Source organism: Nocardia sp. CDC519, assembly GCF_059509835.1.
In genome coordinates, this window is record NZ_CM183377.1 from 4,851,911 (window position 1) to 4,875,663 (window position 23,753).

At 69.7% G+C, this 23,753-nt stretch carries 22 protein-coding genes; 8 read left to right on the top strand and 14 right to left on the bottom strand.

The window, feature by feature from the left end:
• Positions 1-23: 23 nt before the first annotated feature.
• The gene (locus AC5W7N_RS21785) at positions 24-659 is read left to right on the top strand and encodes a TetR/AcrR family transcriptional regulator (protein WP_324197418.1); all 636 of its coding nucleotides are present in this window, start codon (positions 24-26) and stop codon (positions 657-659) included.
• Positions 660-706: 47 nt separating this feature from the next.
• On the opposite strand, the gene ppc is transcribed toward AC5W7N_RS21785, so the two are convergent.
• Entirely contained in the window at positions 707-3,541 is a 2,835-nt protein-coding gene (ppc, locus tag AC5W7N_RS21790; RefSeq protein WP_195020978.1) for a phosphoenolpyruvate carboxylase, read from the bottom strand.
• Between the two features lie 114 nt (positions 3,542-3,655).
• Positions 3,656-4,213: a sugar O-acetyltransferase gene (locus AC5W7N_RS21795; protein ID WP_163813779.1), complete on the bottom strand. Its 558-nt coding sequence runs from the start codon at positions 4,211-4,213 to the stop codon at positions 3,656-3,658.
• Between the two features lie 130 nt (positions 4,214-4,343).
• On the opposite strand from AC5W7N_RS21795, the gene AC5W7N_RS21800 reads away from it, so the two are divergent.
• A complete protein-coding gene (locus AC5W7N_RS21800; RefSeq protein WP_195020979.1) occupies positions 4,344-7,457 on the top strand; it encodes a protein kinase domain-containing protein in 3,114 nt (1,037 codons plus the stop codon).
• A 9-nt stretch (positions 7,458-7,466) separates the two neighbouring features.
• Here AC5W7N_RS21800 and AC5W7N_RS21805 read toward each other — a convergent pair whose 3' ends face one another.
• Both AC5W7N_RS21805 and AC5W7N_RS21810 read right to left on the bottom strand, forming a co-directional pair.
• The gene (locus tag AC5W7N_RS21805) at positions 7,467-8,366 is read right to left on the bottom strand and encodes an aminoglycoside phosphotransferase family protein (RefSeq protein WP_195020980.1); all 900 of its coding nucleotides are present in this window, start codon (positions 8,364-8,366) and stop codon (positions 7,467-7,469) included.
• Between the two features lie 93 nt (positions 8,367-8,459).
• Positions 8,460-9,446, bottom strand: a complete 987-nt coding sequence (locus AC5W7N_RS21810; RefSeq protein WP_195020981.1) for a GlxA family transcriptional regulator — start codon at positions 9,444-9,446, stop codon at positions 8,460-8,462.
• Positions 9,447-9,519: 73 nt separating this feature from the next.
• Here AC5W7N_RS21810 and AC5W7N_RS21815 point away from each other — a divergent pair, with 73 nt between their 5' ends.
• Complete coding sequence (locus AC5W7N_RS21815) at positions 9,520-9,732, top strand: hypothetical protein (RefSeq protein ID WP_163813775.1); 213 nt, start codon at positions 9,520-9,522, stop codon at positions 9,730-9,732.
• A 28-nt stretch (positions 9,733-9,760) separates the two neighbouring features.
• Positions 9,761-10,285, top strand: a complete 525-nt coding sequence (locus AC5W7N_RS21820; RefSeq protein ID WP_163813774.1) for a copper chaperone PCu(A)C domain-containing protein — start codon at positions 9,761-9,763, stop codon at positions 10,283-10,285.
• A gap of 4 nt (positions 10,286-10,289) precedes the next feature.
• On the opposite strand, the gene AC5W7N_RS21825 is transcribed toward AC5W7N_RS21820, so the two are convergent.
• The 6 genes from AC5W7N_RS21825 to AC5W7N_RS21850 form a co-directional block, all read right to left on the bottom strand.
• Positions 10,290-11,321: a hypothetical protein gene (locus tag AC5W7N_RS21825; protein ID WP_495922073.1), complete on the bottom strand. Its 1,032-nt coding sequence runs from the start codon at positions 11,319-11,321 to the stop codon at positions 10,290-10,292.
• A gap of 46 nt (positions 11,322-11,367) precedes the next feature.
• On the bottom strand, positions 11,368-11,862 hold the full coding sequence (locus tag AC5W7N_RS21830) for a hypothetical protein (RefSeq protein ID WP_495922074.1): 495 nt from the start codon (positions 11,860-11,862) through the stop codon (positions 11,368-11,370).
• Positions 11,863-11,922: 60 nt separating this feature from the next.
• A complete protein-coding gene (locus AC5W7N_RS21835; RefSeq protein ID WP_163813771.1) occupies positions 11,923-12,693 on the bottom strand; it encodes an alpha/beta hydrolase in 771 nt (256 codons plus the stop codon).
• A 136-nt stretch (positions 12,694-12,829) separates the two neighbouring features.
• A complete protein-coding gene (gene pheT / locus AC5W7N_RS21840) occupies positions 12,830-15,331 on the bottom strand; it encodes a phenylalanine--tRNA ligase subunit beta (protein ID WP_163813770.1) in 2,502 nt (833 codons plus the stop codon).
• A 30-nt stretch (positions 15,332-15,361) separates the two neighbouring features.
• Complete coding sequence (gene pheS / locus AC5W7N_RS21845) at positions 15,362-16,423, bottom strand: phenylalanine--tRNA ligase subunit alpha (RefSeq protein WP_495922075.1); 1,062 nt, start codon at positions 16,421-16,423, stop codon at positions 15,362-15,364.
• 251 nt (positions 16,424-16,674) lie between these two features.
• Positions 16,675-18,210 (bottom strand): MFS transporter, encoded by a 1,536-nt coding sequence (locus AC5W7N_RS21850; RefSeq protein ID WP_495922076.1) that lies wholly within the window; start codon positions 18,208-18,210, stop codon positions 16,675-16,677.
• A 121-nt stretch (positions 18,211-18,331) separates the two neighbouring features.
• On the opposite strand from AC5W7N_RS21850, the gene AC5W7N_RS21855 reads away from it, so the two are divergent.
• The gene (locus tag AC5W7N_RS21855) at positions 18,332-18,871 is read left to right on the top strand and encodes a TetR/AcrR family transcriptional regulator (protein ID WP_163813767.1); all 540 of its coding nucleotides are present in this window, start codon (positions 18,332-18,334) and stop codon (positions 18,869-18,871) included.
• A 30-nt stretch (positions 18,872-18,901) separates the two neighbouring features.
• On the opposite strand, the gene AC5W7N_RS21860 is transcribed toward AC5W7N_RS21855, so the two are convergent.
• From AC5W7N_RS21860 to infC, 4 genes are all read right to left on the bottom strand, one after another.
• Complete coding sequence (locus AC5W7N_RS21860) at positions 18,902-19,714, bottom strand: TrmH family RNA methyltransferase (RefSeq protein ID WP_495922077.1); 813 nt, start codon at positions 19,712-19,714, stop codon at positions 18,902-18,904.
• A gap of 98 nt (positions 19,715-19,812) precedes the next feature.
• Positions 19,813-20,193: a 50S ribosomal protein L20 gene (gene rplT, locus AC5W7N_RS21865; protein ID WP_011208447.1), complete on the bottom strand. Its 381-nt coding sequence runs from the start codon at positions 20,191-20,193 to the stop codon at positions 19,813-19,815.
• Between the two features lie 102 nt (positions 20,194-20,295).
• Entirely contained in the window at positions 20,296-20,490 is a 195-nt protein-coding gene (rpmI, locus tag AC5W7N_RS21870; RefSeq protein ID WP_036535836.1) for a 50S ribosomal protein L35, read from the bottom strand.
• A 61-nt stretch (positions 20,491-20,551) separates the two neighbouring features.
• The gene (gene infC / locus AC5W7N_RS21875) at positions 20,552-21,205 is read right to left on the bottom strand and encodes a translation initiation factor IF-3 (protein ID WP_163813829.1); all 654 of its coding nucleotides are present in this window, start codon (positions 21,203-21,205) and stop codon (positions 20,552-20,554) included.
• Between the two features lie 375 nt (positions 21,206-21,580).
• Between infC and AC5W7N_RS21880 the strand changes: the two genes are divergently transcribed.
• The 3 genes from AC5W7N_RS21880 (at position 21,581) to AC5W7N_RS21890 (ending at position 23,750) form a co-directional block, all read left to right on the top strand.
• Complete coding sequence (locus AC5W7N_RS21880; RefSeq protein WP_495922078.1) at positions 21,581-22,102, top strand: DinB family protein; 522 nt, start codon at positions 21,581-21,583, stop codon at positions 22,100-22,102.
• A gap of 34 nt (positions 22,103-22,136) precedes the next feature.
• On the top strand, positions 22,137-22,478 hold the full coding sequence (locus AC5W7N_RS21885; RefSeq protein WP_048833249.1) for a DUF1844 domain-containing protein: 342 nt from the start codon (positions 22,137-22,139) through the stop codon (positions 22,476-22,478).
• Positions 22,479-23,045: 567 nt separating this feature from the next.
• Positions 23,046-23,750, top strand: a complete 705-nt coding sequence (locus tag AC5W7N_RS21890) for an alpha/beta fold hydrolase (protein WP_495922079.1) — start codon at positions 23,046-23,048, stop codon at positions 23,748-23,750.
• Positions 23,751-23,753: the final 3 nt, after the last annotated feature.

Consider the following 23,753-nt stretch of genomic DNA (forward strand, 5'->3'; position numbering starts at 1 on the left):
ACTACAAATGTAGTATGGATTCCGTGGAACAGAAACACTCGGTGGGCCAGAACACACCCGCGAGCCCGCACCCGCCCGGTCAGGGCGCGGAACCGACCAGGCGCGAACGCGTGCTCGACGCCGCGATCGATCTGCTCGGCGCCCGCGGCCCCCGCGCACTGACCCACCGCGCGGTCGATGAAGCCGCCGCCGTACCCGTCGGCACCACCTCCAACTACTTCCGCACCCGCGAGGCGCTGCTCACCGGGATCACCGAACGCTTGGAGCAACGCGACTACGCGGACTGGTCGGCGCTGACCACCGCCCCGCTGCCGGACACGGTCGAGCAGCTCGCGGCCGGAATGGCGCGGTTCGTCGGGCACGCCGTCACCGCCGACCGCACCCGCACCCTCGCCAGATACGCGCTGTTCCTGGAGGCGCAGTCCGCGCCGGCGGTGCTGGCGTCCTTGCAGCGCGGGCACTCCCGGCTGTCCGCATGGGCAGGCGCGATGCTGCGGGCCGTCGGTGCGGGCGAATGGACGACGACGCCGATGGTGGACTATCTCGAGGGCCTCATCATGCATCGCCTGATCTCGGACGAGGCGGCCAGCGATCCGGCGCCGCAACTGCACCTGATGTTGCGCGCGCTGCTCAGCGCATCGGACGACAGCAGCGGTTGAATCGCCGACCGGGCCGGAAACACCTGCCCGCAGCAGGATTTCGCGTGCTAACCGGAGTTGCGCAGCGCCGTGGCCAGTCCGTTCATGGTGAGCAGGATCCCGCGCTTCACCAGTTCGGAGTCATCGCCCGCCCGCAATCGTCGCAGCAATTCCACCTGCATCTGGTTCAGCGGTTCCAGGTAGGGGAAACGGTTGTGAATGGATTCGGCCAGTGACGGGTTGTCCGAGAGCAGGTGATCGTTGCCGGTGATGGCGGCGTGCATGCGGGTGGTGCGGGCATGCTCCTCGCTGATCATGCCGAAGATCTGCTCGCGCAGCGCCCGATCCTCGACCAGTTCGGCGTAGCGCTGCGCGATGGCGAGATCGCTTTTCGCCATCACCTGCGCCAGATTGGACAGCACGGTACGGAAGAACGGCCAGCGCCGATACAGATCGGCCAGGGTCGCCAGCCGTCGCGGATCGTCACCGACCCAGTCCTCGAGCGCGGTGCCGGTGCCGTACCAGCCGGGCAGCATCACCCGCGCCTGACTCCACGACATGACCCACGGAATGGCCCGCAGATCGGCGACCGAATTGGTGGGCTTGCGTGAGGCGGGCCTGCTGCCGATGTTCAGGTCACCGACCTCGGCGACCGGGGTGGACTGGCGGAAGTACTCGACGAAACCCGGTGTGTGGTGCACCAGCCGGGCATACGCGGCGCGCGCCCTGGCGGCCAGCTCGTCCATCAGCTGGTAGGACGGTTCGGCGTCGGCGCCGAGGCCCTCCACGTCCAGCAGTGTCGATTCCAGGGTGCCCGCGATCAGCGACTCCAGATTCCGGTGCGCCGAACCGGATTCGGCGTACTTGGCCGCGATCACCTCGCCCTGTTCGGTGAGCCGCAGCGACCCGTACACCGCACCGGCGGGCTGGGCCAGGATGGCGTCATAGCTGCGGCCACCACCGCGGCCGACCGTGCCGCCGCGGCCGTGGAACAGCCGCAATCGGATCCCGGTCTTGCGCGCCACCTCCACCAGATCCAGTTCGGCCCGGTACAGCGCCCAGTTCGCGGCCAGATAGCCGCCGTCCTTGTTGGAATCGGAGTAGCCGAGCATCACTTCCTGGCGCATCCCCTTGGCTGCCACCAGATCCCGGTACACCGGCACTTCCAGCGCCGCCGCCAAGGTCGCCGCACCCGCCCCGAGATCCTCGATGGTCTCGAACAACGGCACGATGCCGGCCGCGCAACTCGGCGAACCGCCGGGCGCACCCGGATCCAGCAGCCCGCCCTCCTTCAGCAGCAGCGCGGCCTCGAGCATGTCGCTCACCGAGGTGCACATGCTGATGATGTAGTTCGGGATGGCGGGCTCACCGAAGGTCGCGACCACCTCGGCCGCGGCGCGCACGATATCGAGTTCCTTGGCCGCGAGTTCGCTCAACCGCGCGTGCGGGCCGAGCAGCGGGCGGCGGGTGCTCAGCTCCGCCGCCAGGATGCGCACCCGCTCCGGTTCCGGCAGGCTCGCGTAGTCCTGGTGCACGCCTGCCCAGGCCAGCAGTTCGGCCACGACCTGCTCGTGCACCTCCGAGTTCTGCCGCATATCCAGGCCCTGGAGGTGGAAACCGAACGTTTCCACGGCATGGCGCAGCGCGGCGAGGCGGTCATCGGCGAGCAGGCCGTCACCGGAGGCGCGCAGGGAGGCGTCGATGGCGTCGAGATCGTCGAGCAGCGATTGCGGATCGGAGTAGGCGGGGGCGCCGGTGCCCGTCGCGTCGGGTGTGCCGGCGGTGACCTGGCCAACGCCGATGCCCGCTCCCACTCCGAGCGCGACGACACCGGTCGAACGCAACGGAACGCCGAGCGCGGCCTCCGCTGTGGTGGTCAACCTTTCCCGGATACGGTGCAGCGCACGGCGATACGGCTCGTCGGCGTGGATCGAGGGGTCGGCGTAGCCCGCGGCGGCCAGTTCCGCCACCGCCTCGCTCACCCGCACCAGCCGCCCGGACTGCGACAGCGTCTTCTCCAGCTCCACAAGTTCCCGCAGATAGCGGCCGAACGCCAGGCCGGCCGCCTGCCCGGCCGCGGTGCGCACCACCTCGGCGGTGACGTACGGGTTGCCGTCGCGGTCACCACCGATCCAGGAACCAGGCCGCAGGATCGGCTTCGGCAGCAGCTCGGCGTCGGGCCAGCGGGAGCGCAGCGCCGCCCGGACCTCGGCGTTGATCGCCGGGATGACATCGAACAGTGTGAGCTCGTAATAGCGCAGCCCCACCGCGATCTCGTCCTGGATCCGCAGCCGCGCCAGCCGGATCAACGCCGTGCGCCACAGGGTCAGGACCTGACGGCGGATTTCCACTTCGAGGCCCGCGCGGTCACGTTCCGGGTAGTGCTGACGCCTGCGCATCAGTTCGGTGATCCGGCTCTGCACGTCGAACACCGTGCGGCGCCTGGTCTCGGTGGGGTGTGCGGTGATCACCGGCGACACCAGTGCGTCGGTGAGCAGATCGGCGACCTTCGCAGCCGGCAGCGCGGCCGCGTCGAGCTTGCGGTAGGTGGCCGCCAGCGACGAATCCTGCGGCGGCTCCCCGGCCGCCTCGTGTGCGGCTCGGCGCCGGTCGCGTTGCAGATCCTCGGCGAGATTGGCCAGCAGGACGAAATAGCTGAAGGCCCGGATCAGCGGCAGGGCCACATCGATGTCGACCCCGTCGAGCATGTCGGCGACGGCGCTGCGCCCGACCTCCTCCCGGCGTACCCGGAACGCCTCGACCCTGACCCGTTCGATGAGGTCGAACACCTCGGGACCTTCGTGGTCCCGGATGGTGTCGCCGAGTACGCCGCCGAGGAATCGGATGTCCTCGCGCAGCGGCCGGGTCGCGTCCTGCTCGGTCTCGATCCGCGGTTCGGTCATGTTCCGACAGTACTGCCGGAGATTGCCGAACATCTGCTCGGTCGGGCGGTGCGCCGGGCGGGAGGAGACGGTGCGGCGGATGCTCGCGCACCCGTCACCGGCGAGGGCGCAACCTCACAGTTCCCGGATGATCCGCGCCGGGTTGCCCGCCGCGAACACCCGGTCCGGCAGATCGCGGGTGACCACGCTGCCCGCGCCGACCACCGTGTCGTCGCCGATGGTGACCCCGGGACAGACGATCACCCCGCCGCCGAACCAGACGTTGTTCCCGATGACGATGGGCGCCGCCGACTCCCACCGCTGCCTGCGCCGCTCATGGTCGTCCATCGGGTGCAGGGCCGTCAGCAGCTGGCAGCGCGGGCCGATCGAGACGTCGTCGCCGATGGTGATGGGCGCGCAATCCAGCAGGATCGCATCGTAATTGAGGAAACTGTTCGCGCCGATCTCGATCAGGTAGCCGTAGTCGCACTGGAAGCGGGGCATGATCCAGGAACCCTCCCCCAGCTTGCCGAGCAGCTGCCGCAGCACGGTCTCGCGCCGTTCGGTCTCCTCGGGGCCGGTGCGGTTGAACTCGTCGCAGAGTGCTTGTGCCCGCCGCCGCTCGGCGACCAGCTCCGGATCGTTGTCCCGGTACAGCTCGCCGGCCAGCATTCGCGCCTTCTGTTCACCCATGCGGCCAGGTTAGCGGCGCTCGACGATCAGCTGCCGTCGCGCGCGGACACCGGCTTCGGCACACCCTGTTCGGTATCGTTCTGCGCGTCGGCGCCAGATCCCATGGCCCGGCACGCAACGGGAGGGCGAGATGGTGGACGGGGAGCCGTTCGGTCGATACCGCTTGGGCCGGATCATCGGCGAGGGCGGCATGGGGCGGGTATACGAGGCGTTCGATACGGCGACAGAGCGCACGGTCGCGCTGAAGGTCCTGCCCGAGGCACTGGCGGGCAATCGGGAATTCCGCGAACGATTCCGGCGGGAAGCCCATGCCGCGGCCCGGCTCAGCGAACCGCATATCGTGCCGATCCACGACTACGGCGAGATCGGCGGACGGCTGTTCCTCGATATGCGCCTGATCGACGGCGTGGATCTGGCCACCGTGCTCGCCGAGCGCGGTCCGCTGAGGCCCGAGCGGGCGGTGCACGTCATCGAACAGGTGGCCGCCGCGCTCGACGCCGCGCACGCCGCCGGGCTGGTGCACCGCGATGTCAAACCGTCCAACATCGTGCTCGGCGATCGCGATTTCGCCTATCTGATCGATTTCGGCATCGCCCGCGACGATTCCGCGACCGCGATGACCAGCGTCGGCACCACCCTCGGCACCTTCGCCTACATGGCACCGGAACGCTTCACGCCAGGACAGCAGACCGACGCCCGCGCCGACCTCTACTCCCTTGCCTGCGTGCTCTACGAATGCCTCACCGGCGCTCGGCCTTTCCCCGGCACCGTGGTAGCCGAGCAGATCGCCGCCCATCTCACCGCCGAACCGCCGCGTCCCAGCCGCGCCCGGGACGAGGTTCCCGCCGCCCTCGACGCGGTGATCGCGCGCGGGATGGCCAAGTCGGCGGATCAGCGCTATCGCAGTGCCGGCGAGTTCGCGGTGGCCGCCCGGCGTGCGCTCGATCCGGTCGGACCGGTGGATGCGAGCTCGGGGCGGCAGGAGGCGGTGTCCGGTGGGTCGGTGGCGCCCACCGTGCGGGCTTCGCACGCGACGCACGAACCGGTCGCCACCCGCGAACCGGGGATCGGCGGGCTTGCGGTGGCCTGCCTCGTGGTGGTCTGCGGACTGTCGTCGGCGCGGCTGATCGCGGCGTTGGCGAGCTACGGTGAGCCGCACTCGCGAAGCTTTCCCGATTACTGGCTCCCGGTGTTGGTGCTGGCGGCGGTGGCGGCGCTTGCGGTCCGCGCCCTGATCGTGCGCAGGCGCTCCACCGTCATCGTGTTCGCCTGCGTGCTGTTCGTCGCGGCTTTTCCGATGGCGCTCGGCGATTGGCCCGCCGATGTCACCGCCGATGTGCTGACCATGCTGGGGGTGAGTCGTGCGCTGGTGTTGCTGATCGTGTTCGCTGCGGCGGCCGTGCTGATGGGCGTCGGCGTGGCCGCCGGCGCGCCGCGCCGCGCGGTGGTGCCAGGACCGGGCGGCGCTGGTTCCGGTGGCGGTGGCACCGCGATGGCGTACGCCTCCTGGACGCAGCGGGTGGGCGCCGCGCTGCTGGACGGTCTGCCCGCGGGCCTGCTCACGGGCTCGGGTATGGGGCTCATGCGGGCATCGAGCCCCTCTCCCGGCGAGAGCACCGGCGGTGGCGTCGCGGTGATGATGCTCTGCTATGCGGCGCTGCTGGCGTATCTGCTCTGGAACGTCGGATTCCGGCAGGGCAGGTCCGGGCAGACCTGGGGCAAGCAGGTCGTCGGTATCTCGGTGGTCGGCGCGCAGACGGGCCGCCCGCTCGGCGTCGGCACATCCGTCGGGCGGCAACTCGCGCACATCGTGGATGCCCTGCCGTGCTACCTCGGATTCCTGTTCCCGCTCTGGGATGCCAAGGCGCAGACCCTCGCCGACAAGATGATCGGCTCGGTGGTCGTGCGGGGGGCGATCGCAGAGACGATGCTGCCACCGGGCGCGGGCGGCATCGATATCTCGCACACACCGTCGAATCACGCTGTCGACGCCCCGCATCCGGCCATCAACCCCGTCCCGCATGCGGGTGCCGCCCAGCTGGACCCACGCATGGACACCACCCGCTCGGCTCCGTCTTCTGCCGCCGACTCACGCCACGCGGTCACGGAGGTGGCCCCGCATGCGGCGCCCGCCGACGCCGGTGCACGGGTGGCCGGCCCCTGGCCCGACCCTGGTTCGGCGGTTCCTCCGAGAGCCGAGGCCCGGACGACCGCAACCGATTCCGACCTCGGGCCCACGAGCCGGACGAGCACCGAGGTCATGATCGGTGCGGCGGCCCTGGCCGTGGTGGCGGTTGTCGGTGTCGCCGTGGCCGTCACCCAGGCCGAGTCGAGATCCGGCCGGGAGCGCATGCCCGCGATCACCTCCGCCATCGAGGTGCCGGCGGGAGCACACGACATCGCGCTCGATCCGGCCGGCCGGAAGGCCTACGTCAGGGGCAATCTCGGCGGACCGGTGTCGGTGATCGATACCGGGACGAACACGGTCGTCGCGACCATTCCCGTCGGTCCCGAAACCGGTGGTGTGGCGGTCGACCCGGGCCGCGGCACGCTCTACGTGACCGACCGCGGCGAGCGCACAGTGACGCTGATCGACACCGGAACGCACCGAGACGTCGCCACGATTCCCGTCGGCTACGACCCGCAGTCGGTGATCGTCGATCCCGATTCGGCGACGATCTACGTCATCGGTGGCAGCCAGGTGTCGATCATCGATACCGGCACTCGGACGGTGACCGCGACCATTCCGGTCGACAGCAGCACTCGCAAAGCTGCCCTCGATCCCGGCGCCGACACCCTCTACGTCGTCGCGGACCAGGGCCTGATGATGATCGACACCAGGAGCAACACTGTCACCGGCAGCCTGGACATCCCCACTTACGACGACTACACGAGCCCGCTCGATGTCACGGTGGATCCAGCCACGCACACCGTCTATGTGACCGCGTACGGCGGGAACGACTCCGAAGACCGGTCACTGTCGATCATCGACCCGAAGAGTGGTGCACTGCTGGCCGCCCCCACAGCCGACGGCAATGCCCTCGATATCGCCATCGACCCGAGCGAACACACCGTGTATATCGCCAACTACACCGACGTTCAGCTGATCGACACGCAGACGCGGACCCAGATCGGCTCGATCGAGCTCGTGGCCGGGCAGAGCGCCGAGGACATCGCGGTCGATCCCACCTCGCACACCGTCTACGTGGCCGACGGTCCGTCGGTGCAGGTGATCAGCCGCTGATGGCCGCGGCTACCCGAGGGCGGCGGCCAACCGATCGGTGACGTCGATCAACCACGCCTCGTCCCCGTGCCGCCGGCCCCACAGCGTGGACTCGACCGCCCGCACCTGCGCCCACCTGCGGGCCCGCTCGCGGTCGAGTTCGGCCGCCTCGCAAAATATTTCGAGCCCGCGCAGCAGCTGCGGCACCGCGTCGGGCGCGAACAGCAGATGCGCGAAACGCAGGCTGCGGATAACGGTGAACGTGTCGTACGCGGGGTCGCCGACGTAGCCCTTCGGGTCGATCGCCAGGAACGGCTCGCGGTCCCCGAGCAACACATTCGCATCGTGCAGGTCGCCGTGGACGAGCGTGCCCGGCTGATCCGGGCCGAGATCGCGCAGGGTTTCCAGGGCGGCGTCACGCACACGCGGCGGCAGCGGATCGCCGAATTCCATGGAGAGCTCGGTTATTTCGGTGGCCCACTCGGCGGTGAGATCGGCCAGCAGCGGAAGCCCGGGCGGGGCTTCGACCGCGAGCCGGCGCGACACCTGCCCGATGGCCGACACCGCGGTATCGAAATCCTCGATCTCGGCCAGGGTGCCGCAGGCACGTTCGAGCAGCATCGCGAACCGATCGTCGTCGCGTTCGAACAACCGGACCGCGCCGCGCCCGGCCCAGGCGGCGAACGCGTGCGGTTCGAACACGTTGCCCGGATGCGGGAACGACACCTTCAGCACCGCGGGCGGCAGATCCGCCCGCCGGACCGGCACCACCAGCCCCACCCGCCCGTGCAGCACCGGCCCATCCGGCACGCACGACCACCGGTGCAGCAGTTCGTCGACGAGGGCGGGCAGCGCGGCGATCCACCGCTGCCCGGATTCCCCTTCCCTGCCGACGGTCTCACGCACGAAGTCCTCCGGGATCGCGATCACTCCTCGACTCTAAGGACGCCGACCGCCGCGCCGGGTGTACGCCATCGGGACCACAGCCCCGCGCCCCAGGAGGCGGGGCGAGCCGGCGAGGGTCTACGACCGGGTGCGCTGGGCGGCGGCCGCGAACTTCGCCCGATAGCGGCTCGGCGAGATGCCGACATCGTGGGTGAAGACCGCGCGGAAGGTGACCGGCGAGCCGAAGCCCGCCTCCGAGGCGATCCGGTCGACCGTGAAATCGGTGGTTTCGAGCAGTTCCCTGGCCGCAGCCAGGCGTTCGGCCGCGACCCAGCGCATCGGGGTGGTGCCGATATCGCGGTCGAAGTGCCGCGCGAGCGTGCGCGGTGACATATTCGCGGCGCGGCTCAGCTCGGCGAGGCTGATCGGGTGCCGCAGCTGCCCGCGCAGCCAGGTGCGCAGCTCGTCGAGCCAGGTGGCGGCCGCGTCGAGGGGTTCGGCGTGCACGTATTGGGCCTGATCGCCGTCGCGGTGCGCGGCGATGACGAGGTTGCGGGCGATGGTGTTGGCCGCGCGCTCGCCGTGGTCCTGGCGGATCAGGTGCAGGCACAGATCCAGTCCGGCGGCAGAACCGGCGCTGGTGAATATGCCGTCGTCTTCGAGGTAGATGGCGCGTGCGTCGACCTCGACGGCCGGGTACATCCGTTGCAGCAGCGGTGCGTGCCGCCAGTGCGTGGTGGCCCGGCGGCCATCGAGCAGCCCGGCCTCGGCGAGCGCGAAGGTCCCGGTGCACAGTGCGGCGATGCGGGCACCCCGCCGGGCTGCCGCGCGCAGCTGCCGCACCAGCGGCGCACCGACCGAGCGGCCCGGCGGCACGGCGGGAACCAGCACGGTGGCGGCGGCCGACAGCGCGCTCAGCGGTCGCTGTGGGTGCAGGCGCGCGCCGGTGTGGGTGCGGACGCCGCGCGTATCGCCGCACAGCGTCACGTCATACAGCGGCGGCGCGCCCGGATCCCAGTCGTATCCAAGGGCTTCCAGTGGCATGCCGATCTCGAACAACGTCATTCCGTCGACGAGTGGTACCGCGATGGAGGGCTTGCGCAAGGTGTCGGTCGGATCGTTCATGGTGGCAAAATCCCATCACTTTATGTCGATTCTGCCACTCGCGACGTCGGGCGGGCAGTGCGATCGTCGAGTCATGACCACTCGCACGCCATCGAGGGAAACCGCCACGCCGCCGCGCCGGGCACGAGATCGCGGCCGCCGGGCCGGACGGGCGCTGCGCAATACCGTCCGCCAGATCGCCGGCGGCGTGGACGCGTTCTCGCGGGTGCGCCACGGCCTGCCCGTGCCGCCCGGCCACCCTGCTCGCGACGACCGAGCCGCCGCCGGGCGAGGTGCTGTTGGTTGAGCGCGGCCGATCCGGCTATTCCGCCGGTATGAGACGCGGAGCAACCCTTGCGACCCTCGCAGCCCTGCTACTGGTAGCGGGGTGCGGCACCGACGACGCACCGGGCGAATCGAGTTCGCACGCGGCCGGTAGCGAGGCACGCACCGGCGACATCACCCTGCGCAACGTGCACATCGTGCCCGCGGTGGTGCCCGGCCAGTGCGTCATCCAGGCCGACGCGCCGGCGATGCTGGCGTTCGCGGCGGTGAACAACAGCCCGACCGACTCCGATCGCCTGGTCTCCATCGACACCCCGGCGGCCGAATCGGTACGCATCCAGGCCACCCAGCAGCAGCTGACGCTGCGCCCGGAAACGATGCTGACCGCGGGGCAGCCGGTCGAGCAGGTGCGGCAACCCTCGGCACCGGACCAGCCGATCCGGGTCACGCTGATGGATCCGGCCGATTCGGTGCGGCCCGGTAAGCACGTCGAGATGACCTTCACCTTCGATCGGTCCGGCACGGTCACCGTCGCCGTCCCGATCGACTCCTGCCCGACGCAGCTGTCGGAGTAGGCGATCAGCGCTCGGCGCCGCCCAGGATGCCCAGCACCTGATCGGACAGATAGAACGGTTCCAGCCGCTCCCGGATCAATCCGGCGAGCACCCCGTTCTTCTTGGCCGCCTCGATCACCGCGGGCCCGTAGCGCAGGATTTCGGTGCTGATGTCCTCGGCGGTGAGACCGAGTTCGGGCAGCATCGCGCCGAGGGTGTAATCGCCGTACTTGCTGAAGAAAACCTGCACGCATTCGTCGACGAGCAGACCGAAGTACTCCTTTTCCCGCGTGGTGACCGCGATCTCGTAGCAGATGAGCACGAGTTCGCGCAGGTCCTTCTGAGTGAGGTAATCACGCAGGCCGCTGACCGGCTCGTCGGCGTGCAGATCCCAGAATTCCATCGCCGCGCCGTGCACCGGGGCATCGCGCAGCATCTCGCGGATGGCGTTGTTGGTGCGGCGCAGCGCGAACAGCGCGCCCTTGCCCGCCATATCGCCGATGAAGGTGTTGTCGGCGGCGACCTTCTTGGCCCGGTTGGCCGCCGACTGCCCCAGCGACATCAGCGAGGAAACGCCGGGGATCTTCTCCGCGCGTTCCCGGTTGGCCTGCATGAAATCGTTGATCAGCTTATCGACGAACTTCGAGGCGACGGTGGCCACCAGCGGGCTCTCGGTGAGCCGGTCCAGGATGCGCTCGTGGGCCTGATGCATGGCGAAGATCTTCTCCAGCAGCGCCTCCACCGGCTCACGCTCGACGACCTGGCCGAGGGTGTAGTCGTGGCTGCCGGAGATGTTGTCGTAGATGGCGTCGGCGAAGACGCCGACCATATCGGCGATCACCGGGCTGCCGCCGATGAGGTCGATGACGGTGGCGACGGTGGCCTCGGTCTGTTCGATCGACACCACGTCACGGAAGACGATGGTGTCGGCGACCTCGAGCACCGCCGCCACGTCCCGGGCGACGACCTCGGTGAAGCGGTCGCCACTCACCTCGGCCAGCAGGAATTCCACCTGAGCGTCGAGCAGCCGTTCGGCGATGTCACGCGGCTCGGTCATCTGGTCCACCCATTCGTCGTCCGGCGCCGGCCAGACCACGGACGGATTACTCGTCGTTGTCGCGCAACGATTTCCGGATCTGCTCCAGGCGCTCACGCGCGGCCTCTTCGCGCGCCTGCCACTGTTCGTCGGCGCTGCGGCCCGCCGGGGTCTGCCGATCGAGTTCACCCATCCCCTGCGCGGTGCCGTAGCGCTGCTCGACTTTATCCCGAACTGACTCGAAAGTAGGTACGCCGCCGGAGGAATATCCGGCCGTCCCGGACAGTCCCGGCGAACCCGGTACCGGCGGTACCGGCGATACCGCTCCGACCTGCCCCGATGCGGTTCCGGACGCGGCCGGATCATGCGTAGCGTCGATGCGAGTGATAGGAGACACATCCGGGTGCGGATGCACATGACCGGTTTCGGCGGGCATGTCGGCCGCGGCTTCGTGCACCGGTGCGAGCGCCGCCCGGCCCGCGGTCGCGATGCGGATGACGGCGAGCAGGTCGGCATCCGGCAGCTGCGCCAACCGCTCGGTGATCTCGGTGAACTCGCTCATACCGTCAGGCTACGCATGCGCCGCGCGCTGCCGCACCTGATCGCGGGCGCCGGCCAGCGGTCAGGTCGGGCAGACCGTGCGAGCCCAGCTTTCGATGGTGTCGATCCAGTGCCCGGCCGCCAAGACGACGATGTCGTTGTGGCCCGCTCCCGGATAGATGACCAGTTTCTTGGGCTCGGGCGCGGCCTCGTACAGCATCCGCGCATGCCGCAACGGCAATAGTTCGTCCTGGTCACCGTGCATGAGCAGCAGCGGTGCGCGCAATTGCGGGATGCGCCGCAGGCTCGGGTACGCGTCCGGAACGAGCGGCGCGGGAAGGAAGGGATATACCGCGCGGGCGGCCTCGCGCATCCCGGTGAAGGTGGACATCAGGATCAGGCCCGCGGGGGGATGCGCGAGTGCGAGCTCGAGCATCACCGCCCCGCCGAGTGATTCGCCCAGGTACAGCACCCGCCCCGGATCGACGCCGGGCTGGTCGAGCAGGATCGTGCGGGCCGCTCGGGCATCCAGTGCGGTGCCGCGTTCGCTGGGCCGTCCGGTGCTGCGGCCGTAGCCGCGATAGTCGAAGGCGAGCACATCGAACCCGGCCTCGGCCAGCAGCGCATAGATCGGCACCCGGTCGCCGATATTGCCGCCGTTGCCGTGCGCGTACAGCACATGGCCGATCGACCGCGGCGCCCGCACCCACCAGCCGTGCAGTGTCTCACCATCGGCGGTCGGGATGGACAGTTCGGCGTAGTCCAGGCCGAGCCGCGCCGGGGTCTGCTCGATCCGCCGCGGTTGTGGTTGGAAAACCAGCGCGTTCAGGACGGGAGTTGCCGGGTGACGCATGCTCTAGTCCTACCGCATCCGGGGCCGGCCTTCATCCCGCCGGATACCCGGCACCGGCATCGGTACCTGGCGAGTCCGACACATGCCGCGGCCCGGCCGCCGATCGAAGGCGGGCCGGGCCGTGGACACCAGGTAGTTATCCGCGCAGCACCGCGCCGACCGCCTCCGAGGCCGCCGCCACCGCCGCATCGCGCGCGGCGCTGGCCTCGTCTTCGGTCAGGGTGCGATCCGGGGCACGGAAACGCAGCGCGTAGGTGAGCGATTTGCGGCCCTCACCGGCCTGCGCGCCCTCGTAGACGTCGAACAGCGCGATGTCCTCGAGCAGCTCGCCGCCGCCACCGCGCAGCGCGGACTCCACCCGGGCTGCCGGTACGGCCTTGTCCACGCTCACCGAAACGTCTTGCAGCACTGCGGGGAACGGCGAGACCACCGGCACCGGACGCGCCTCGCGCAACGGCAGCGCGTCCAGGTTCAACTCGAAGGCACAGGTGCGCGGCGGCAACCCGGAACGCTCCAGCACCGCCGGATGCAGCTCACCGGCATGCCCGACGACCACACCGTCGACCACCAGTTCGGCGCAGCGGCCCGGATGCCACGGCAGGTACGCCCCGGCCCGGCGTTCGATGACCACTCCGGCGGCGTCGGCGACGGCATCGGCCAAGGCGAAGGCGTCGGCGGCCTCGGCCGGGCGACCCTCACCCCACGGGCCGCGCGGTTCCCGGCGTCCGCTCAGCACGGCGGCGACGTGCACCGGCTGGTCGGGCAGCGAGGCCAGCAGTTCGGCGATCTCGTCATCGGTCGGACGCCGATCCACCGGCAGCGGGTCGACCGGGCGGGTGTCCGGGCCCGGCAGCACGACCTGCGCGATGCCGTAGATGGCCAGGTCCTTCGCGCCGCGCGAGATATTGCGTCCGGCGACCTCGAGCAGGCCGGGCAGCAGCGTGGTGGCCAGTTCGGGGCGCTCGACATCGAGCGGGTTGAGCACCGAGGTGGTGGTGCGGCGCGGATCGTCGGCGTCCAGGCCCCAGGTGTCGAACACCCCGGCAGGCAGGAACACCGGCGGCGGCACCTCGACGGCCCCGGCGAAGGCCAGCGCGCGGCTCACCGCGCGACGGCGCCGCTGGGTGGGGGTCAGGCCACGGCCTGCGGGGGCTGCGGGCAGCACCGACGGGATCTGCTCGAGACCCTCCAGCCGCAGCACCTCCTCCACCAGGTCGGCGGGCTGGGTCAGGTCCGGACGCCAGCTCGGCGCGGTGACCACGAGCTGGCCGTGACCGGACTCGGGCACATCGACCTCGACGGTGCAGCCGATCTGCGCCAGCCGCCGCGCGGACGTGCCGGTCGGGTAGGTCACGCCGGCCACCCGGTCGGCGAGGTCGATGTCCATGTGGATCGGCTCGGGCGCGGGCAGCGGCACCCGGATGTCGGTGAGCGCGGATTCGATGGTGCCGCCGGCGATCTCGGCCAGCAGCGTGGCGGCGCGGTCGAGCGCGGCGACGTTGATCTCCGGATCGACCACCCGCTCGTAGCGCTTGCTCGCCTCGGAGACCAGCTTGTGCCTGCGCGCGGTGCGGTAGACCAGCAGCGGATTCCAGGTCGCGGCCTCGAGCACGATATCGGTGGATTCCGCCGACACCTCGGTGCTGGCACCGCCCATCACACCGGCCAGCGAGATGACCCCGGAATCGTCGGCGATCACGATGTCCTCGGCGTCCAGGGTGCGCTCTGTGTCATCGAGGGTGCGCAGGGTCTCCCCCGCGTTCGCCGGGCGCACCACCAGGCCACCGCTCAGCTTGGCGGCGTCGAAGGCGTGCAGCGGCTGGCCCAGTTCGAGCATCACATAGTTGGTGACGTCGACCGCGGGCGAGATCGGCCGCACCCCTGACAGCAGCAGCCGCCGCTGCAACCACCACGGGCTCACCGCGTTCGGATCGATCCCGGTGACCCGGCGCACCGCGAACCGGGTGCACTGGGATTCCGGCTCCAGCCGCACCGGCCAGGCATCGGCCTCGTCGTCGGGCAGCGTGCGCACCGCGGGATCGGCGTATTCCAGGTCGAAACCGCAGGCCAGCTCGCGCGCCAGACCGCGCACCGAGAAGCAGTAGCCGCGGTCGGGGGTGATGTTGAGTTCGATGACGGTGTCGTCGAGACCGAGCAGCTCGTTGGCGTCGGCGCCGGGCTCGGCGGTACCGGGCTCGAGCACCAGAATGCCCGAATGATCCTTGCCGATACCGAGTTCGGCGACCGAACAGATCATGCCGTTGGAGACATGGCCGTAGGTCTTGCGCGAGGAGATGGCGAAACCACCCGGCAGCACGCCACCGGGCAGCACCACGACCACCAGATCGCCGACGGCGAAATTACGGGCACCGCAGACGATTTCCTGCGGCTCGGGATTGCCGACGTCGACCTTGCAGAAGCGGATCGGCTTCTTGAACTCGGTGAGCTCGGTGATCTCCAGGACGCGGCCGACCACCAGCGGCTTCTCGATCTCACCGCCCACCCGCTGCAGGGTGTCGACTTCCTCGACCTCGAGGCCGACGCGGACGAATCCGGCGTCGAGTTCCTCGGGCGTCACCGACCACTCGGGGGCGGTGCGCGCGATGATGTCGGTCAGCCAGGACTGCGCTACTCGCACTTGACGTTTCGCTCTCTCGATCGAAGGTGGTCAGGACCGGATACCGAAGGGCAGCGTGAACCGCACGTCGCCCTCGACGATGTCGCGCATATCCGGAATGCCGTTGCGGAACTGCAGGGTCCGCTCCAGGCCCATGCCGAACGCGAAACCGCTGTACTCCTCGGGGTCGATCCCGCTGGCGATGAGCACCTTCGGGTTCACCATGCCGCAGCCGCCCCATTCGACCCAGCCCGCGCCACCCTTCTTGTCCGGGAACCACACGTCGACCTCGGCGGAGGGCTCGGTGAAGGGGAAGTAGTTGGGACGCATGCGGGTCCGCGTCTCGGGACCGAACAGTGCGCGCGCGAACGCGTCCAGCGTGCCGCGCAGATGCGCCATGGTCAGGCCCTTGTCCACCGCAAGACCCTCGACCTGCGAGAAGACCGGGGTGTGGGTGGCGTCGAGCTCATCGGTGCGGAAGGTGCGGCCCGGGCACACGACATAGATCGGCAGTTCGCGTTCCAGCATCGAGCGCACCTGCACCGGCGAGGTGTGGGTGCGCAGCACCTGCCGCGACCCTTCGGGCGCGATGTGGAAGGTGTCCTGCATGGTGCGCGCGGGGTGGTCGGGCAGGAAGTTGAGCGCATCGAAGTTGAAGTGCTCGGTCTCCACCTCGGGGCCCTCGGCGACCTCCCAGCCCATCGCGACGAACACGTCGGCGATCTGCTCGGAGATGACGGTGATCGGATGCCGGGCGCCCACCGGCTGCCTGCGCGCGGGCAGGGTGACGTCGATGCTCTCGGCGACCAGCACCGCGGCGTCGCGTTCGGCCAGCAGCGCCGCGCGCCGGGCCTCGAAGGCCTCCGAGACCCGGGTGCGCGCCACGTTGACCCGCTTGCCCGCGTCGGCCTTCTCCGTCTTGGGCAGCGTGCCGATGGCACGCTGGGCCAGCGCGATGGGCGACTTGCCGCCGATGTGCTCGGTCTTGGCGACCGCGAGCGCATCCAGGTCGGCGGCCGCCGCGAACGCCTTCTCGGCCGCCGCCGCGGCCGCGGCCAATGCCTCCTCGGTCAGCGAGGCGTTCTGCTCGACTGCGCTCTTGTCGTCGCCCACGATCGTTCGTCTCTCCCCTGGGGATCGGTTCTCCGGGTGCGGACCATTCCTTACCCACATTGCTGCTGGTCGAATCGTATGCGATGCGGATCGGGCGATTCATCCGGATTACCTCGGGCCGGGCGCGGGTGTTGTGCTAGCGCCGCCCTCGCGCTGGTCGGCGTGTCGACTCGGCAGCGTGCGCGGTGTGTCGGCCCCATACCGGCGGCCCGGTGGCCGCCGTGGACCACCGGGCGTACCGGGACGGGCGGTCAGGCGGTGCCGACCGGTACCTCGCCGTCCTCGGCCGGATGGAACCGAGCGTCGAGCGACTCCGCGTCGCTGGTTCCGGCCTTCCGGCCGGGCGCTTCGGCGGAACCCGCCGGTTCGATCCGGCTGGGCAGCAGCAGCGCGACGAACGCGCCGACCGCGACGATCGCGGCGCCCACCCACACCGCGGGGACCAGGCCGTCGACATAGCGCTGCGGGTCGAGGTAGGAACCGTGCGAGGCGAACACCGACGCCAGTACCGCGACCCCCATCGCGACGCCGACCTCGCGGACGGTGTTGTTGGTGCCGGAGGCGATCGCGCGGTCCTCCGGGTCGGCGGCGGCCATCACCACGGTGGCGCCGGGGGCGAAGGTCAGGCCCATGCCGAGCCCGCCCAGCAGGAACGGACCGACGAAGGCGCTGTAGCTCGTGTCGACGGTGATGACGGTGGCCATCCAGGCCAGCGCCACCGTCAGCGCGACCTGCCCGGCCGCCAGCAGCTGCCGTGCGCCGACCCGATCGACGATCAGCCCGGCGATCGGAGCGACGACCATCGGGGCCAACGTCCACGGCAACGTGCGGATGCCCGCCGCCAGCGGGTCCAGCCCCTGCACCACCTGGAAATACTGCGCAAGCAGGAAGATCGATCCGAAGACGCCGACGGAGAAGGTGAAGCCGGTCGTATTGCTCACCCGGAAGGCGCGCGAGCGGAACAGCCGCAGCGGAAGCATCGGATCCGGCGTCCGCAACTCCCAGGCAACCAGGGAGGCCAGCAGGATCGCGCCGCCGATCAACGCGCTCAGCACACCGGACGAGGTCCAGCCGTCCTCGGCACCATGGATCACGCCCCACACCACCGCGAGCACGCCCGCGGAGGCCAGCACCAGGCCGACCGGATCCAGGCGGCGCGCACCGCCGCGCGATTCGTCCAGGATCCTGGCCGCGAACGGCAACGCCAGCACACCGATCGGCACGTTGATCCAGAAGATCCACTGCCAGCTCAATCCGTCGACGACGGCGCCGCCGACCACCGGGCCCAGCGCGACCCCGAGGCCGGTGATCCCGCCCCAGATGCCGATCGCGGCGCTGCGCATCTTCTCCGGCACCGCCGCCGACAGCAACGTCAACGACAGCGGCATGACCGCCGCCGCCCCGAAGCCCTGCACCGCGCGGGCGGCGATCAGCTGCCAGGGCTCGGAGGCCACGGCGCAGGCCGCGGACGCGAGCGTGAACACCGCGATGCCGGCCAGGAAGATGCGCCTGCGCCCGAGCCGGTCACCGACCGCGGAGGCGGTGAGCAACAGGGACGCGAATGCCAGCGTGTAGGCGTTGACGAACCACTGCAGGTCGGCCAGCGAGGCGCCGAGTTCGGCCCGGATCACCGGCAGCGCATTGGTGACCACGAGGTTGTCCAGCGTGACCATGAAGGTCGGGATGCCGACCGCAGCCAGCACCGCCGCCAGCGGACGGCTGCCCGGCGTGCGGCGCTCGGTGGACGGTGGCGCGGCAGACGCCGCGGTGGTGAGTATCTCGGTCATGTCCAGCCCTTGTTGTAATCGACTGATAACTAATATCGAGAAGAGTATGCATCGACTGATAACATGTCAATGCATGGCCCGCACGAGACGATCAGGAGCACCTTTGACGACAAGGACCCGGATGAGCGCGACCGAACGCGGCGAGCAGGTGCTGACGGCGGCGATCCAGGCCTTCGCCGAAACCGGTTATGCGGCAACGAAAACCGATGACATCGCCCGACTGGCCGGGGTGTCCCAGCCGTATGTGATCCGGCTGTTCGGCACCAAACAGCAGCTGTTCCTCGCCGCGCTGAACCGGGTGTGCGACCGGATCGAGACGGTGTTCCGGGAAGCGGCGGCGACCGATCCGAACCCCACCGCGGCGACGCTGGGCCACGGCTACAGCACGTTTCTCGCCGAACGCGAACTGCTCCAGCTGCTCCTGCACGGCTTCGCCGCCAGTGCGGACCCGGTGATCGGCGAGCAGACCCGCGCCCGCTTCGGGCAGATCTATGATCTGGCGGGTGCGCTGACCGGCGCGTCGGTCACCGAGGTGCGCAGGTTCATGGCCACCGGCATGCTGCTGACGGTGATGACGTCGATGCAGGTGGCGGGGCCGAACGCGGTGCCTGCGCCATGGGCGGCCGAGATCCTGGAGGACCTGGGAAAGTCCGGCGACTGAGGCCGGCCGGGTACCTTGCGGTCGGCGCGTTCACGGCTGCCGGTAGCGCACCCGCGAGTTCGCGTAGAGACAGATCGAGGCCGCGGTGGCCAGATTCAGGCTTTCGGCACGGCCCCGGATCGGGATGCGCACCCGATGGTCGGCGCGGGCGGCGACAGCCGGATCGAGGCCGTGCGCTTCGTTGCCGAACAGCCAGGCAACGGGCCGGGTGAACAATTCGTCGGCGTCGTCGAGATCGACTTCGCCGCCTGCCGCGGTGGCCAAGATCGTGATGCCTGCGGCCGCGATGTCCTCGAGGATCGCACCGACGTCTCGACTGCGGGCGATCGGCACATGGAACAGGCTGCCGGCCGCGGCGCGCACGCATTTGCCGTTGTGCGGGTCGACGGAATCGCCCGCGAGGATCACCCCGTCGCCGCCGACGGCGTCGACGACACGGATCAGTGTGCCCGCGTTGCCCGGGTCGGCCATCTCCACGGGCACCGCCAGCATGCGCGGCTCGGCGGCCAGGACCGCACCCGGCTCGACGTCGAGCGTCTCGCAAACGGCCACCAGTCCCGGCGGCGTCACCGTCTCCCCCAGCGCCTGCGCGGCCCGATCGCTCACCAGCGTGGTCCGCACCCCTTGGGCGGCGGCGCCGGCGACGAGTTCGTGCTCACGGGTCGCGGCGGCGGCCGAGTAGAACAGCTCGCGTACCCGTCCGGTCTCCAGGGCCGCGATCACCGAATTGGCGCCTTCGGCCAGGAACAGGCCGGACTTGCGGCGCTGCGCGGCGCGATGGAGCTTGACCGCGGCCACGATCCGCGGATTGCGCAGCTCGATCGCCTCAGCAGCCACGATCATCCGCCGGGATCAGACAGCGCAGAACGACCCGTGGGTTGCGCTCGTCGAGCGCGTCCACGGGTCGTTCCGAAAGATGTCCGCGAATCACGGCACCCGGCTCAGGCGGCCGGGGCGTTGACGTCCTGCGGCAGCGCGGCCTTGGCGATGGCGACCAGGCCGGCGAAGGCTTCGGCGTCGGAGACGGCCAGCTCGGCGAGGTTCTTGCGGTCGACCTCGACACCGGCGGCCTTCAGGCCCTGGATGAAGCGGTTGTAGGTGATGTCGTTGAGCCGCGCCGCGGCGTTGATGCGGGCGATCCACAGCTTGCGGAAGTCACCCTTGCGCGCCCGGCGGTCCCGGTAGGCGTAGGTGAGCGAGTGCAGCTGCTGTTCCTTGGCCTTGCGGTACAGCCGCGAGCGCTGGCCGCGGTAGCCCTTGGAGGCCTCGAGGATGGAACGGCGCTTCTTCTGAGCGTTGACGGCCCTTTTGACGCGTGCCACTGGTCAGTCCTGTTCGATCGGGGGGCGCGAGCGGGCGCCCGGGTGTTGTCGGATTGGTCGGCGTCCGTGATCGGAGCGCGCGAGCGTGCCTGTGCGGCGGTATCAGATACCGAGCAGCTTCTTCACGCGAGCGACGTCGGCGGACGCGACGACCTCCTTGCCGTCCAGACGACGAGTACGGCGCGTGGGCTTGTGCTCGAGCAAGTGGCGACGGTTCGCCTGCTGACGCAGGAGCTTGCCCTTGCCGGACACCTTGAATCGCTTCGAGGCGCCGCTGTGGCTCTTCATCTTCGGCATGGATTCCTCAATCTGTCTCGTGCCCGCGGTCGCGCATGGACCGCCGGCGTTCTGATCGGTATTACTGCGGGCCGGCCTGCTCGGCCTGCTCCGCCTGCCCCGCGGTGCTCGGCTGCGGGCGGGCGGCCGAGTCCTGCTGCGCCTTGGCGCGCGTCTTCGCGCCCTTGTGTGGCGCGAGCACCATGGTCATGTTCCGGCCGTCCTGCTTGGCCGAGGTTTCGACGAAACCCAACTCCGCGACGTCGGAGGCCAGCCGCTGCAGCAACCGGAAACCGAGCTCGGGCCTGGACTGTTCACGACCCCGGAACATGATCGTGACCTTGACCTTGGACCCGGCCTCGAGGAAGCGAACCACGTTGCGCTTCTTGGTCTCGTAGTCGTGGTCGTCGATCTTGGGGCGGAGCTTCTGCTCCTTGATGACGGTCTGGACCTGGTTCTTCCGGGACTCGCGCGCCTTCTGCGCGGTCTCGTATTTGAACTTGCCGTAGTCCATGATCTTGCAGACCGGTGGTCTGGCATCCGGGGCCACCTCGACCAGGTCGAGGTCGGCTTCGAGCGCGACGCGTAGTGCATCTTCAACACGCACGATCCCAACCTGTTCACCGCCGGGTCCGATGAGGCGGACTTCGGGAACGCGGATGCGATCGTTGATGCGGGTCTCAGTGCTGATGGGGCCTCCTAGGTCAAGCGGTGTCGTCGGACGACCGCAGGCAATAACTGCAACCCCTTGTTCAACACAAAGGCCCCGTTGCGGTATTTCCCGCTACGAGGCCCGAGGTCGACCGATCATCGCAGGTGATCACACCTGCGATCCCGCATCGAGAGCAATGCGGGAACCCGCCGCGAAGGGCGAGCGACCGGACCGTTGTACCGTACGAATGCTCGCCGGCAACGGTGGGAGTCGGGCTCCACTTATCTGCCCCGGCATCGTCGTGCGCACACCGTCACCGGCCACACGCACGAACCACCCAGGGCGGTCGTCGCAGAACAGCGTAGCAGCTGCGCCGCCCGGAACCCAATCGGGTCGCGCGCACACAGGCAGCGGCGAAAATCGCTTGCCCGCGCATCGGCCGCGTGCGACCGTCCCCCGGTGCCTTATTCTCGCCGCGAGCTGCTGGCCTGGCAATTCGAGCTCACCTGGGCCCTGGCCGATTATCACCTCGACGCCCTGAGCGAGGACGACGTGCTCGCCACGCTCGCCCCATCGCACTGGACCGTCCATCCCGACGCCGACGGGGTCTGGCGCCCGGACTGGGCCGAGACCGAACCCGATCCGGTCCCGGTACCGACCATCGGGTGGCTGACCTGGCATATCGACTGGTGGTGGAGCACCGCCCTCGATCAGGTGCGCGGCCGCGCGCTGCGCTCGCGTGCGAGCGTGCACTGGCAGGGGACGGGCGCGGCGGCCGTCGCGCGGATCCGGCAACTGCACACCGACTGGCTGGCGGCATTGAACGCGCTCACCGACGCCGATCTCGACGCGCCCGTCGCGTATCCATGGCCCTCGGAGGCGGGCCTGACGGTGGCCCACCTGGTGGCGTGGGTCAACGCCGAACTCATGAAGAACATCGCCGAGATCGGCCAGCTGCGAATGATCCGGGCGGCGGTGTGAGCGGGCCCGGCCCGGGGGTTCTAGCCTGATAGCCATGACTGAACAGCCCGACAGCTCTGTGCGTGAACTGGCCGATATCCCCGCGGTGGAGGTGATCAGCCGGGCCGCGGTGATGTTGATGAGTTCGGCGGCGGAGAAACTGGGGCTGGCCGATGAGGATCCGGAGACCAGCAGCCGCCGCGATCTGGACGAGGCACGGCGGGTGATCACGGCACTGGCCGGCCTGGTGACGGCGTCGGTGGAGTATCTGGGCCCGCACGCGGGGCCGATCCGCGAGGGCTTGCAGTCGTTGCAGAAGGCCTTCCGGGAATCGTCGGCGCATCCCGACGAGCCGGGTAAGGGGCCGGGCGAGAAGTACACCGGTCCGGTGTACTGACGCGGCGTCGGCACGCCGGACACCACGAAGGCCGGGTCCCGAGGGACCCGGCCTTCGTGCGTCGATCACATCCCTGGCGTCACCGAGATGGCCGAGCCGGTGCTCAGCATGTTCGCGATGGCGGTGAAGATGTCGCCGAGGCCCGCGCTTCCTGAGTTCATGATGGGTGGTTCCTTTCGGTGGATCCGCGCTCAGGCAGGCGTGCCCGGGGTGTAGTTGAGAGACGAGCCACTGCTCAGAAATCCGAGGATCTGAGTGATCAGGGCCCCGATGTCGACGCCTTCCATGGCGGGCATTCCTTTCGTTCGCACCGGCCGCGCCGGCTGTCCATCGCCGCGCCCCAGGCCGCTGGGACGCGGTTGCGGCCGATCCTACACACGCATGTTTCACTTTTAGGGCGGTTTTCCGGCACAAGCGCCCACCCGTCGTCACCGGGTGTGGCCACGACCGGACGAAGCCAGGGGCGTCGACCCTAGAGATTGCGAAACATCGTGTCGCACACCACATTTCATTGAAATCTGCGGAACCGCGCGTTCTCCGGCGGGCCCGGCATGGGATGCTCTCCGAATGGCACGGATACTTCTGGTTCCCGGTTTCTGGTTGGGCGCATGGGCGTGGGACGAGGTCGCGGACGATCTGCGCCGCCACGGTGACGAGGTGCTTGCCCTGACCCTGCCCGGCCTCGACCCGCACGACGCGGACCGACTCGACGCCACCCTGGAGCGCCAGGCCGAGGCCATCGTCGAGGCCACCGACGGCCGGCCCGCCGTCCTCGTCGCCCACTCCGGCGGCGGCGCGGCCGCCTACCTGGCCTGCGACCTGGCCCCTGAGCGATTCTCCCGGGCGATCTATGTCGACAGCGCGCCCCTGCCGAACGGTTTCGTGCTCAACTCCGAGCTCGACCTCGCCGCCCGCGAATACCCACTGCCGCACTGGGACGAGCTGACCGCCGACGGGGACAACCTCGCCGGTCTCGACGAGGAAGCCCTGGCGACCTTCCGGGCCCGCGCGGTCTCCGAGCCGATCGCGGTGGCCACGGCGCCGCTGCGGCTCAGCGAGCAGCCCGCGGGCCGGCGGATCCCGACCACGGTGATCTGCAATACCTTCACCGCCGAGGTGGTCGGGAAGCTACGCGACGAGGGCGAGATGCCGATGTTCGCCGAGCTGGCCCGGATGGACGCCGAATACGTCGACCTGCCCACCGGCCACTGGCCCATGTGGTCGAAACCGCACGAGCTCGCCGAGCTGATCCACACCATCGCCCAGCGGTGACGC